Annotated in this window: 10 protein-coding genes; 4 read left to right on the top strand and 6 right to left on the bottom strand. The window is 52.3% G+C overall.

Translation table 11 applies throughout. The features are described from left to right. Nucleotides 1-61: 61 nt before the first annotated feature. The 3 genes from elbB (at nucleotide 62) to BD_RS02660 (ending at nucleotide 4,002) form a co-directional block, all read left to right on the top strand. A complete protein-coding gene (gene elbB / locus BD_RS02670; RefSeq protein WP_011163156.1) occupies nucleotides 62-715 on the top strand; it encodes an isoprenoid biosynthesis glyoxalase ElbB in 654 nt (217 codons plus the stop codon). A 71-nt stretch (nucleotides 716-786) separates the two neighbouring features. Beyond that, nucleotides 787-1,878, top strand: a complete 1,092-nt coding sequence (locus BD_RS02665) for a D-alanine--D-alanine ligase family protein (RefSeq protein ID WP_038451377.1) — start codon at nucleotides 787-789, stop codon at nucleotides 1,876-1,878. A 189-nt stretch (nucleotides 1,879-2,067) separates the two neighbouring features. Beyond that, entirely contained in the window at nucleotides 2,068-4,002 is a 1,935-nt protein-coding gene (locus BD_RS02660) for a response regulator (protein ID WP_226987978.1), read from the top strand. On the opposite strand, the gene BD_RS02655 is transcribed toward BD_RS02660, so the two are convergent. Further along, nucleotides 3,999-5,111 carry a hypothetical protein gene (locus tag BD_RS02655; RefSeq protein ID WP_011163153.1) on the bottom strand — a complete coding sequence of 371 codons (1,113 nt, stop codon included), beginning with the start codon at nucleotides 5,109-5,111 and terminating at the stop codon, nucleotides 3,999-4,001. The genes BD_RS02660 and BD_RS02655 overlap by 4 nt on opposite strands. A 13-nt stretch (nucleotides 5,112-5,124) precedes the next feature. On the opposite strand from BD_RS02655, the gene BD_RS02650 reads away from it, so the two are divergent. After that, nucleotides 5,125-5,331 (top strand): hypothetical protein, encoded by a 207-nt coding sequence (locus BD_RS02650; RefSeq protein WP_038451376.1) that lies wholly within the window; start codon nucleotides 5,125-5,127, stop codon nucleotides 5,329-5,331. 44 nt (nucleotides 5,332-5,375) lie between these two features. On the opposite strand, the gene BD_RS02645 is transcribed toward BD_RS02650, so the two are convergent. The 5 genes from BD_RS02645 to BD_RS02625 form a co-directional block, all read right to left on the bottom strand. Next, entirely contained in the window at nucleotides 5,376-6,761 is a 1,386-nt protein-coding gene (locus tag BD_RS02645) for an aldehyde dehydrogenase family protein (protein ID WP_011163151.1), read from the bottom strand. 8 nt (nucleotides 6,762-6,769) lie between these two features. Next, entirely contained in the window at nucleotides 6,770-8,329 is a 1,560-nt protein-coding gene (locus BD_RS02640) for a chemotaxis protein CheB (protein WP_041583447.1), read from the bottom strand. Further along, entirely contained in the window at nucleotides 8,329-9,093 is a 765-nt protein-coding gene (locus BD_RS02635) for a chemotaxis protein CheW (RefSeq protein WP_011163149.1), read from the bottom strand. Before BD_RS02635 ends, BD_RS02640 begins: the two co-directional genes overlap by 1 nt. Beyond that, nucleotides 9,090-10,826 carry a chemotaxis protein CheA gene (locus tag BD_RS02630; protein ID WP_011163148.1) on the bottom strand — a complete coding sequence of 579 codons (1,737 nt, stop codon included), beginning with the start codon at nucleotides 10,824-10,826 and terminating at the stop codon, nucleotides 9,090-9,092. The genes BD_RS02635 and BD_RS02630 overlap by 4 nt, the downstream gene beginning before the upstream one ends. A 328-nt stretch (nucleotides 10,827-11,154) precedes the next feature. Then, nucleotides 11,155-12,663 carry a di-heme oxidoredictase family protein gene (locus tag BD_RS02625; protein WP_011163147.1) on the bottom strand — a complete coding sequence of 503 codons (1,509 nt, stop codon included), beginning with the start codon at nucleotides 12,661-12,663 and terminating at the stop codon, nucleotides 11,155-11,157. Nucleotides 12,664-12,668 lie beyond the last annotated feature (5 nt).

Here is a 12,668-nt window from a genome sequence, read left to right as displayed (position 1 = left end):
CTTGCGATTCGTTGCCAACACCTGGTGAATCTTGTAGGCTAAAACCTCCTGTGGAGGTTTTATGAAAAAAATTGCCGTTGTACTCTCTGGTTGTGGTCATCGCGACGGAAGCGAAATCACTGAATCCGTCAGTTTGTTGATCGGCCTTCACCAGGCAGGGGCCGAAGTTCACTGCTTCGCTCCTGACATTCAAATTCCCATCACCAATCATATCAATGGCGAAGCTCAAGGCGAAAAGCGCAGTCTGCTGACTGAGGCTGCCCGCATCGCCCGTGGTCATATTCAAAGCCTGGATAAACTTCACGCCAAAGATTTTGATGCTGTTGTTTTCCCCGGCGGTTATGGCGCCGCCAAGAACCTGAGCAACTGGGCAGAAAAAGGGGCCCAGTGTGAAGTGAATCCGGATGTAAAACGTGTGATCCTTGAATTCCACTCGGCCAGCAAACCTATCGGAGCCCTTTGTATTGCTCCGGTTCTGGTGGCAAAAGTTCTGGGCGACAAGAAAGTCACGGTGACCATTGGTGATGATGCGGCCACGGCGGCGGAAATTGAAAAAACCGGAGCCATTCACGAAGAGTGCCCGGTGAATGACTATATCACCGACCGCGAAAGCAAAGTGGTCACAACTCCGGCCTATATGTACGGAGATGCAAAACCGAATGAAGTCTTTGCCGGCATCTTTGGTTTGGCCCACGAAATCGTGGAATGGGCTTGATAGAAATTGGACATTGGAAAATTGAAAATTGGCGTAGGAAATTGGACGTAGGACGTTAGAGGATTTTGAGTATGAAGAAAATTGTGGCTTTGATTTTTGGTGGCAAGTCTGCGGAGCATGAAGTTTCTTTGCGTTCGGCTAAGAATGTGGCGGATGCTTTGGATAAAGACAAGTTTACGCCCGTTTTGATTGGGATCAGTAAAGAAGGCAGCTGGTATCGTTTCCCGGATATGGGTGTCTTTACTGAGGCGACCAAGATTGTTGATAGCGCCCTTCCCTCCAAAGCAGAGCCGGTGGCTTTGATGTCTTTGCAGGGGAAACCGGTCCTTTATTCCTTGAAAGATCATTCCAAGACCGCGGTCGACGTGGCCTTCCCTATTTTGCATGGAACTATGGGTGAAGACGGAACGATTCAGGGGCTGTTTAAGATGGTTCAGCTTCCGTTTGTGGGTTGCGGAGTTTGGTCCTCTGCGGCGGGCATGGACAAAGAGATCATGAAACGTCTTTTGGCCGTGGCGAAAATCCCGAACGCCCGTTATCTGCTGCTGACTCCGCATCAGAAAAACGACTACAACGAAATCGTCAAAGAGCTGGGCTCCCCGTTCTTTATCAAACCGGCCAATGCCGGGTCTTCTGTCGGCGTTCATAAAATCAAAACTGCCGAAGACTTTGTCGTGAAACTGAAAGACGCCTTCCAATTTGACACCAAAGTTCTGGCCGAGGAATTCATCCAGGGCCGCGAAGTGGAATGTTCCGTGATGGGCCATAACCACGCTCCCAAAGCCTCTTTGCCGGGCGAGGTGATCCCGCAGCACGAATTCTATTCCTATGAAGCCAAGTACATCGACGACAACGGCGCCCTTCTGAAAATTCCGGCAGAGCTGTCACCAGAGACCACCAAAGCCGTGCAAAAGATGGCTGAACAAACCTATCAGGCCATGGGCTGCGATGGTTTGACCCGTGTCGACTTCTTCATTCGCCCGAATGGGGAGCTGTACATCAACGAAATCAACACCATTCCTGGTTTTACCAAGATTTCGATGTATCCCAAAATGTGGGAAGCCTCTGGTCTGAGCTACAAAGATTTGATCTCTCAGCTGATTCAATTGGGCTTTGAAAAGTTCGAAGGCGAGCAAAGCCTCAAAACCAGCTACTTGGATTAACTTTCTGCAATGCTAGTGTTAAAGACCCTGAAAGTTTTCAGGGTCTTCCATCCTATGTCCTGAAGCGCCGTCAAAAATTATTTTTGTTTATTTAGTCGTCCATTTAGCCGATACACTAGGGACATGGGCATCAGACGTTTCTGGAAATATCTCTCAGTCGCAAACAAGCTGTATATCGTTATCGGCGTCATGGCACTCCTTATTGCCCTGGAGCTTTTCACGCTTTATTTCGCCATGAATTCACTTTCTTCTGTGCGCGCCTTTGTTGCCGGAGAAAGCATGTGGTCGAAGGGGCAGAAAGACGCCGTCATCACTTTGCACAAATACGCCCGCACCCGGGACCCGCAGTTTTACATCACCTTCCAGGAAAACGTGCGTGTGCCCTTGGGCGACAGCAAAGCCCGCAACGCTCTTGAACAGGTTCCGCCCGACACCGCAAAGGCCAAAGAAGGTCTGCTGCAAGGAAAGGTCCATCCGGATGATATCCCGGGGGTTATCTCTTTGGTGCTGCGATTTCATGACTTCAAACACGTGAAAAAAGCCATCGAGATCTGGCGCGAGGGTGACCAGATGACTCAAGAGCTGATTGTCATGGGTGAAAACCTGCACATGCTGATTCAAAAAAACGCTCCGGAGTCTGAGATCTTCAAGGCCTTGAACAGTGTGGATGATCTGAATGACCGCCTGACCGTTCTGGAAGCGTCGTTTTCGTACACTCTGGGTGAAGGATCCCGCTGGCTGGAAAACATGCTGATGATCACACTGATCTTTGCCGTGCTGATCGTCGAAGGCACCGGCCTGTTTCTGACCATCAGTTTCAGTCGCAATCTTTCCAAGGGCCTTTCCGAACTGAACAGCGCCGCGCACGAAGTCGGCGAAGGCCGCTTTGATGTTCAGGTGCCGGTTCGTTCCGGTGATGAACTGGGGCAACTGGCCGAGTCCATCAATCTGATGGCTCACCACCTGAGCAGCAGCATCGGAGAAAGACAGCAAGCCGAACAAGCCAGTCAGCTGAAAAGTTTGTTCCTGGCAAATATGTCCCACGAGATCCGCACGCCCCTGGCGGCAATCATTGGTTTTTCAGATTTGCTGAAAGAATCAAACCTGGATGAAAGCGAACGCCTGCAGTACGTGAACATCATTCACCGCACCGGCGAACACCTGACCCGCATCATCAACGACATTCTGGATCTTTCGAAAGTGGAGGCTGGCCATCTGGAAATGCAAAGTCACCCGGTGAATCTGAACTCGCTGCTGGAGGATCTGCACATCCTGATGGTGGCACGCGTGGGTGACAAGCCCGTGCATGTCGAGTTCAATCGCCGTGGCATCGTGCCGGACATGATTCGCACCGATCCTTTGCGTCTGCGCCAGATCCTGACCAATATCATCGGCAACGCCATCAAGTTCACTGATCAGGGTTATGTGCGCATGACCTATGAAATCTCGGGCAGCAATCTGCTTTTCACCGTCAAAGACACTGGTGTGGGAATTTCATCCGCGCAAAGATCCAATTTGTTCCAGGCATTCTCGCAAATCGACAACTCGGTTTCGCGCAAATATGAAGGCACAGGACTGGGGCTGGTGCTTTCTCGTCGTCTGGCACAGATGATGGGCGGAGATGTCCACTTGGAGGACAGTGAGCCCGGCAAAGGCTGCACGTTCATCGTAAAAATCTCTTTGGACATTCCCAAGATCCACACGCAAAAAATCGTCCCCATCAAGGCCAAGGAAGTTCACTTGGCGGCACAGCTTTCCTCGACATCGATCCTTTTGGTGGATGATGTTGAAGACAACCGCTTGTTGATTCAAAGGATGCTGGCCAAACGGGGTGCGAACCTGACCTTGGCCACCAACGGACAGGAAGGCCTGACCAAAGCACTTGAAAAAGAATTTGATATCATCCTGATGGATATTCAGATGCCGGTGATGGATGGCTACACAGCCACTCGAAAACTGCGCCAGGCCGGCTATAGCAAGCCGATCATCGCCCTGACGGCGCATGCGATGAAAGATGACCGCGAACGTTGCCTTGAAGCGGGCTGCACAGACTATCTGACGAAGCCCGTACAGGTGGAGTCATTGATTCAGACTATTTTGAACTATTCGATGGAAACCACTTAGATACAAGTGATGACTTGTGCGCGGGTGATGCAGATGGACTGCATAGCCCCGGGGTTGCCTGGCAGACCATTGAAACCTGAGCCACCTTCCGGCCCTTGAGTTCCCTCCCGAGATTTGAACGCGCAGGGACGGAGTATCCCATCGTACCCCATCTTCATTCTGACTGCCTTGCCGCCGTAACCGCCCGGTCCACCTTTACCCCCGGCTCCACCAGCACCGCCTTGTCCAGGACTGCGGAAGTGATCCAATTGAAAGTCCTTTCCGGATTGAATCGTCACTTCCAATGTGCCGCTGTCACCGCCGGGCGAACCGTTGCTGCCGCGATTTCCCTGCTGGCCTTTGCCGCCATCCTTACCGCTGGCTTGTTCGAGATTTGCGCCGGAATCTGCGCACAGGCCGCTCTTTCCATCTTCCCCTTTTAATCCACGCATGGATTCATCAGGCGCCGCGCCGGCCTTCCCGGCCCCACCATCCTGTCCCAGCATTTGAATTCGCAAAGAGCCTTTGGCCGTTCCCACGTCGAGATTGATGTGCCCACCATGACGCCCGGGTTGTCCGACACCGGCTTTGAACTCTGGGGACAGGGTTTGGATTCTTGCTCCATCGGATTCAAGGCGGTCGATATGCAGGCGCACGCGGTGGCCCATGGTGAACAGGACGGCATTCTTTTTCAGAATGACTTCTTTATAGTGAAATTCCAGTTCCTCCACCGGCCAGATTTTCGGGGCTCTGCGCAGTTCCAGTTCCAACTCGGGGCGGGTCAGGAAAGCGCCGTTAAACAGGTACATCTCACCATCCACCACCATGCGGCTGACTGTGTGGACCTGAACCATGGGTTTTACCGGGGCGGCGTCTTCTTTATCCCGGACCTCCACACATCCCGCTGTTGAAACCAAAATCACCACCAACATTCCCATCAATCCGTACTTCATATCGAACCCTTTCAAAGTTTGCAGATCGCAAAGGGGTTTTACAAATTCCGGCCCGGGCCCGTTCGGGCATGGTGGGTTGTCGCGGCCGAATGCCGGACCTTGGCCTGTGAACAGATCTTGCATTGGCACAGAGATGCTCTGGGAAGAGACTTCGTCAGGATGACGATGAAATGCCAAGGATTTGAGGCGCATGGATTACAACAAGATCAACTACTTCGAAAAAGCGGACTCTCCACAACACCGTGAGTTCATCATTTCCCAAAACAATTGCATACTTTGCGGCACCGTACTGGAGCTAAAACACATTGCCGACCGTGAAGTTTCTGAAGTGAAAGAAGAGGCGTTCTGCCCTCATTGCGAAGTCAAAACCCGCAACCGCACCCACGTTCTGAACTAGGGTCCGGTCAACTTTTCGACGGGGATTTCGTCACCTCTTTGACGTTACAATGTCCCCGTCAAGATCTTAACATCCGAATAAAAGGTGCCTGACCAGGCTTGATCTGGATTTCCGAAGCTGGATTGTTTGAATCCAAAGACATTGTTGAGGGAATTGGGCTGCCACTGATTCAGCCACACTTGCGCGCAATCCAACTGCGAAGCCACCTTACCCAGTTTTTCCTGAGGCCCCCAGACCACCGCGGACTGAGCCAGATAAGACGTGTTCGCCCACTTCAGAATTTCATGCTGATATTTGACCGGAGTCATCAGAAACAAAGGGCCCTGCAATTCATCCTGCTGCAGAACCGAACAGTTCGGCAGATCCAGCATCATCACCGGCTTCATGTGAAAGCCCGGGCCCGGACCGCTGTCACCACCCGACAATACTTTCCCATGTTCGACTTTGCCTTCCTGAACTTTCTTCTGCAGTTCTTCGCGACGGGCGGACGTGATCAGCGGCGTCCACGGAGAAGTGCCCTTCGGGTCCATCAAAGGCTCCAGCTTATCAAGATATGTCTTCATCGCCTCAATAAAATCAGCGGACATGGATTCCAAAAGGAACAAACGGGAGCTGTTCCAGCAAAGCTGCCCCTGACCCACCAGGAAGGATTTCAGAATCTCTGCCATCTGCGCCTGAAAGTCAGTCCCGGAGAGCACCACGGAAGAGTTCTTCACGCTGCCAGCCAGTTGCAGTTTCTTAAACTGTGAAAGACCCGCCTTGGCAATTTGTTCCATCGTGGAGGTCTTCCCCACAGCCGTCACCGCGTGAATGCTGGGATGACCAGCCACGACCTTGCCGACTTCGGCATCCCCTTGAAGCAAAGACACGGCTCCTGCCGGGACTTCCGCTTTTTGCAAAGCCTCACCCAGAATCTGCGCCGTGATCGGCGACAGCTCAGAGATCTTCACCACACACGCATTCCCCGCTGCCAAAGCCGGGGCCAAGCGCTCGATCACCAATAGCAAAGACAAGTTCCACGAAGCGATAATACCCACAAGCCCCACGGGCTGCGGCAGCACCTGGGCTGACAGGGGCTGATTCAGACTTCCCGCGACTTCTTTCAAAATTCTGATGGCCGGACGCAGACTGTGCTCCAGAACAAAACTTTGAGGCAAGCCCTGATGAAGGGCTTCCTGATAAGCACAGTCGTCGGATTTTTCCTCCAGAGCAGAGGCCAGCTTCAACAGCAAAGAGGCACGGTCAGACAAAGGCATATCCTTCATCACAGGGGCCGCTTTTTTTGCCGACTGGATGGCTTTAATCACATCCATGGCATCTGACGCCGTCACGCGCGCCAGTTCCGTGCCATCAAAAGGAGAAATTTTTGCGAAGGTTTTCTGACTGTCGGAAGGGACAAAGGCCCCTCCGATAAAATTTTGCAGTTCCAACGAAGATCCTAGTATAAGTTTTGGTTTCGATACTGCATCAGGTGATGCGCCAACATGTCGGCTTTAAGTATCTCATCCGCCACTCCCAGTTCAATCGCTTTTTGAGGAGCATAGGGAAATTGAGCTTCTTCCGGGTGCTGCACCACGCTGGCGCCACCGCGTTTTTGCACTTCCACCAGTCCATCGACTCCGTCGGTGCCAAACCCACCCAACAGCAGGGCATAAACACCCTGCCCATAAGACTGCGCCGCCGAGTTGAAAAGCACGTTCGCCGAAGGCAATTGTGAGGAAACCGGAGCTCCTTTGGAAAGATTCAGCACGGGTCCCTGAGGACCGGTGACGATTTTCCCATGGTGTTCGGCTGGCACAAAATAAACATGCCCCATTCTGAGGAAATCACCGTCTTTACCCACCACCGGCGTGACTTTGGATCCCACCTTCAGCTTGCTGATGAAAGCCGTCACAAAGTTCGCCACCGTACTGCAGGCCACCACCACCGGAGGCGTGTCCGCCGCAAGGCCTTTGACAAACTTTTCCAGCGCTTCCGCACTGCCGGCATTTCCGCCCAGCACCACCACTTTCAACTCAGCCGCACGACGACGGGTCGGAGTCGCAAAGGTGGTGGTCTTGATTTCCTGAGGGGCCGGAGTCTCTTTAAGTTTCTTCAAAATATTCACCGAAGCCGCCGCGCGGACTTTGTCCACCAGCATTCCCGCCAGGTCCTTTAAAACCGCCGGGTCAAACTGCGAAGGCTTGTGCACGAACTCCACAGCACCCAGCTCCAGGGATTTCATCGCCGCTTCACCGGTACTGGCCAAAGAGGAAACCATCACCACCGGGATCGGGTGATGCTTCATCAGCTTTTCCAGGAACATCACACCCGACATCTTCGGCATCTCGATGTCCAGAGTCAGAACGTCGGGTTTCTTGCTCAAAATCATTTCACGCGCCTGATAGGCGTCCGCCGCAGAACCGACAACTTCCAGTCCGCTTTTGGTGAAGATATTCGTGAACAGAGTTCGCACGGTTGCCGAGTCATCGACGACCAGAACCTTCACGCTTTTGGCCACAGCCAAGGGTCTGAAGCCCGAGACATCCACAGGTTTATCAACACTGCCCCCTTGCGAGGAGTTGTGCAGCACTTCAAAAGTGGCCGTGTTCATTTTAATTGTGCGCGCCGATTCACCGGCGACATTTCTTTCCAGGATCGGAATGCCGTGATCACGCAGGATCTTTTCCGCGAACTCGATGTTGCGCTTGCCAATGCCTTCCCCAATCTGGGAAACACTGATCACATTCCCGCCGCCGTAAATCTTGGCCTGCAGGCGGCCGCGATTGGCTCCCAGATGAACACACTCTTCAATCAGCAACGGAATGGCATGCGCCCCATAGCGCGTGTTCTCGCGTTCGTCCGGCATGCCATCGGCAAGCAGATAGTGATTCAAGCCGCCGATGCGGGTTGTGGGGTCATGCAAAGCCACCGCCACGCAAGAGCCCAGCAAAGTGGAAATCACGGTCTCTTCTTTGAAGGCCGCCAGCTTACCGGGAAAAAGATAATGAGTGTTCATCAAGCCACCAGTTTTTCAAGATCCAGAACCATGATACTGCGGCGGTCTTTGATGAAAAACTGGTGAACAAAGTTCGCAGACATCATGGAGGATTGGTTTTCAAAATTTTGCAAATCGGCTTCTTTCAGGCTGATCATGTCATCGGTGTGAGTGACCTGCAGAGAGAATCGAACCCCCTGCTCTTCACAAATCACATAGAAGAAATTGTCAGCATCCATCCGGGCAAAGCCATGATCCTGAAGATTCACCACCGGCACCGCTTCACCGCGGAACGGAATGACTCCCAGAAGGCCCTCTTTTTTCTCTGGCAGATCGTAGAGCGGCAGCCTGCCGCTGATTTCGATCACACTTAAGATCGGAACGGCGAACTCCTGGCTGCCAAAGCGGCAGTGCAGAAGCAGAATCTCCCGCAGGTTCTGCGCATTGAGCGCAAAACGGGTGGCCAGATCCGCTGAATCGGCCTTTTCAACACCCAGAGCTTCTACATAGCCCTTAAGAGTCTTCAAGGCTTTGATCAACTCCGCAGCCCCTTCCAGGTTGCGGCTCTTTTCATCAAAACCTTCCAGCCACGCGGCCAGATGCAGGAACTCATTTGTTTTGGCATCCACAGCCCAGGCGCGGGTTTGCTCGGAAACCTCGGACAGAATCCGGCGCCATAATTTTTCATCGGTCAGATCAATGAACTTGTCTATCTCCTTGGTCACGCTGTCCAGGAAATAGGCTTTGAGTTCCGCTGTGAAGTCATCACCGAAGAAATCACTCATGCGGCCTCCTCGTGCTTCTGCTGGTCAAACATCATCAAAGCCATCATTTTTTCCGGATCCACAATATAAGTCACTTTTTCATCTGCCAGGATGGAAATGCCCTTGAAACCTTTTTGCTCGCCGATCATAGTGCCAAAGGACTTTACGACCAGGTCGGTCTGCGCATCGATACGATCCACCAGCAGGGCAAAGACCGCCTCTTTCATACGAATAAAGACTGCCGATGAGTTGCGAACAACCTCGTCGGAGACCGAAGTGCGCAGATTCAGAATCTCACTATAGTTCAGAAGCGGCACCGTCATGCCGCTGAACTGGCAATAGCGCAGATGATCCACCGTGGTGACCTGCAGTTCATCACAGGAAGTGATGTGCGCCACCGACGTCAATGGCACTGCCAGCTGGAAGTGACTCCACGCACAGAGCAACGCACTTTCGACCATAATATGCTGGGGGATCGGAATTTCCAGATGGAAAGTCGCACCGGCTCCCGGATTGTTGTCAATCTGAATGCGCCCTTTGTATCTTTCCACCGTGGACAGAACAATATCCATACCGACTCCACGACCGGAAATGGTCGTGACTTTCTCTTTGGTCGAGAAGCCGGCGTGGAAGATAAATTTGTAAATCTGCTCATCCGCAAGACTCTTTGCGGCTTCTTCCGTCACCAGGGCATTTTTAATGGCGCGTTGAAGAATGCGCTCGCGATCCAGACCTTTGCCGTCATCTTTAAAGATCACATGCACAGCGCCGTTCTTTTCCAGCACTTCCAGATTCAGCAAACCAATCGTGGGTTTTCCCTGCACGGCGCGCTCAAACTGATCCTCGATCCCGTGATCGATGGAGTTTCGCACCAGATGCACAAGACATTCATAGAGGTCTTTCCCAAGTCCCTTGTCGATCAGAAGATCCGATCCCGTGAATTCCAGATGAACACTTTTGTTCAATTCGGTGGAAGCCTGACGCACCAGCAGCGGCAAACCGGAAAGACTGTCTCCGGCTTTTTCCTTGCGCACACTCTGCACCTGGCTTTGGAACTGGTCACTGATCTTCCCCAGATTCTGGGCAAAATCGCTTTGACGGCGTTCAAAGACCTCGGGCTGAACCCGGAAGTTCACCGTCTGATTCATCATCTGGAAAAAGTTTTTAAGCACCAGCAGTTCGCCGGACAACCGTAAAAGCTCGTTCATCTGTTTTACACTCAACCACACGCCTTCGTCGTCTGACGAAGACACCGCCCGACTGGCTGCAGGTCGATTCGCCCGCGGCGAGGATTCATCGCCGAATTCAAAGACTCCATAGGCAGAGATAATCTCAATGGCTTCACTGAGTTCTTCCGGATAGACTTCGCGCTTGTCGCGGAGGCTTTGCGCAAGAACCTTCAGTATGCGGGAGCTTTTCAGGAACAGATCAATGCAGTTTTTGGTGACCGGACGGGATTCCCGTTTGATCCGGGTGAGCAGGGCTTCAAATTCATGTGACAAAGAGCCCAACAACTGACCGCCGGGAACGGCGCCGACGCTGCCTTTGATGGTGTGAATTTTCCGGAAAAGCACATTCACCTGATCCTGATCTTCCGGATTGTTTTCCAGCTTGAGAATCAGGTTGTCGAGATCTTCCAGAATCTCTTTGGACTCTTCGAAGAACGCACGGGACACCTCTTCGACCTGTTCAAAGTCGATAAAGGCAGAAAGATCCACCTCTTGGCTGTCCTGGGGTTTGTTTTCGTCCGACATATTAGGGAATTTATCGGTATTTCAGGGATTTAAGTTAGAACGGACGGTGGTTTATTTAGGCCAGATTTGAATTACAAGTGCCCCAAATAAGAAGAGCGACCTTACGGTCGCTCTTAGGTTTATGATTCTTTCGAACCCTCGGCGAAGGTCTAGGCGTCCTAAGAGGACGTCACCTCCGCCTTGGTTATGTCTACGTTTTTAACCATAAGCATCACCTCCTTACCAGCCCCAATAGAAGCTTAGATTAGATGATACTATGGTCGAACTGTGTTTTGCCACAAATCTGAGGTCCAGTTTTCACGCACTCAGTTCAGACTGAATCAAGTCATTACAACGACTTGATGAACTGAATCAAAGCGGAACGATCCGCTTTGGGAAGTCGTGCGAATTTGTTTTTGGAATACTCAGCCTCACCACCATGCCACAAGATCGCCTCTTCCAGAGTGCGCGCACGACCGTCATGCAGAAAGCCCGCACGAGGATTGATGGTTTGAGTGTGTCCCATCCCCCACAAAGGACGGGTCTTCCATTCGCGTCCGTCAGCATCGAAATCCTGGCGACCGTCTGCCAGGCCTTCTCCCATGTCGTGCAAAAGCAGGTCGGTGTAAGGATAGATTTTTTGATTCGCGAAAGCTTTGATCGGATGATCGCCAGTGGTGAAGCTTGGCTGGTGGCACGTTGTGCAGCTGACCTGATGGAAGATCCCTGCACCGCGAATCACTTCGGCTTCGGTCGCTCCGCGACGCGCCGGCACGGCCAGTGTCTGAGAATAGAAAACGATGTCGTTGGCCACCTGATCAGTCGCTTCCACACCGGCGTGAGGTTCACGTCCGCTTCTGTATGCTTCATACAGCGGAGTTCCCGCGATGCTTTCATCAGGGAAGGCATAGTTCGTCACACCGATATCACCGCGCAAAGCCCCCAAAGACTGGTGCAATACGGATGGAGTGTTGTTCTTCAAACCGAAACGACCCAGGGAAACCGGGTACGGATCTCCCGCCATGCTTTTTTCGATATCAAACACCCAGTTGGCTTTTCCGGAAACACCTTCCGCAGAAAGATCACGCTGGGCCAATGCCAAAATGTCGGATTCTTTGATCGCCTCAAGCAAACCCAAACCGATCATCGGTGTTCCGATACGCGCGCCCATGCGAACGTCTTTTTCATAAAGACGGCTTTTCATTTCGCCACTCACAGAGTCGAAGTATTCGTCATACGCACCCGTGACTTTGAACACGGGCTTGCGCAATTCAACCACGTCCCCATCAGGATAGGTGAACTGGGACTTTTCATATTTCATCCAGACCTGGGCCTGCCCTGTCCCCGGAAGATCCTCACGAACCCCCAACGAACCCAGGTGGAACAATTGATCCGAGAAACCCGGAACCGGCACTGGAGCGCCGAATTTGTTTTCTTTTGTCTTTGGCTTTTTCACACCGTCTTCAATGCTGATACGCAGGAAGACCGCTTCATTCTGGCGCAAAGGCACCCATTCTTTATTGAAAGGAACCACCGGCAAAGCCCCACGGCCGTCTTTGGCGTGACAGGCATTGCAGCTGGTGTTGTTATGGACCGGACCCAAACCATATTCAAAACGATTCGGATCATCAGAGAAATTTCTCTCAAAAAGAGCGTCGCCCGTCAGGTGACGAGCGATCTCTTCTTCAGACAAATTTGCAGCCGGGTTGCGGAAGGCCCAGATGGACTGGCCTTTGAAAAACACTGTGGTCTCGCCACCGGATTTCTCCGCGTGAACATAGTCCATGTCAATTTGAGGAGCAGCTGTCGCCGCCCCTGCCATCAAATTCAAAACAGTCAGTACAATCCAAGCCTTCATATATT

The organism is Bdellovibrio bacteriovorus HD100 (genome assembly GCF_000196175.1).
GTDB classification, from domain to species: Bacteria; Bdellovibrionota; Bdellovibrionia; order Bdellovibrionales; family Bdellovibrionaceae; genus Bdellovibrio; species Bdellovibrio bacteriovorus.
Note: the sequence above shows the minus strand (reverse complement) of the source record. Positions and strands in the feature narration are given on the sequence as shown.

What these genes read in the sequence shown, in the direction of transcription:
- elbB (WP_011163156.1), top strand. Translation starts at nt 62, where the DNA reads ATGAAAAAAATTGCCGTTGTACTCTCTGGTTGTGGTCATCGCGACGGA.
- BD_RS02665 (WP_038451377.1), top strand. Translation starts at nt 787, where the DNA reads ATGAAGAAAATTGTGGCTTTGATTTTTGGTGGCAAGTCTGCGGAGCAT.
- BD_RS02660 (WP_226987978.1), top strand. Translation starts at nt 2,068, where the DNA reads ATGGCACTCCTTATTGCCCTGGAGCTTTTCACGCTTTATTTCGCCATG.
- BD_RS02650 (WP_038451376.1), top strand. Translation starts at nt 5,125, where the DNA reads ATGGATTACAACAAGATCAACTACTTCGAAAAAGCGGACTCTCCACAA.
- BD_RS02640 (WP_041583447.1), bottom strand. Translation starts at nt 8,329, where the DNA reads ATGAACACTCATTATCTTTTTCCCGGTAAGCTGGCGGCCTTCAAAGAA.
- BD_RS02635 (WP_011163149.1), bottom strand. Translation starts at nt 9,093, where the DNA reads ATGAGTGATTTCTTCGGTGATGACTTCACAGCGGAACTCAAAGCCTAT.
- BD_RS02630 (WP_011163148.1), bottom strand. Translation starts at nt 10,826, where the DNA reads ATGTCGGACGAAAACAAACCCCAGGACAGCCAAGAGGTGGATCTTTCT.
- BD_RS02625 (WP_011163147.1), bottom strand. Translation starts at nt 12,663, where the DNA reads ATGAAGGCTTGGATTGTACTGACTGTTTTGAATTTGATGGCAGGGGCG.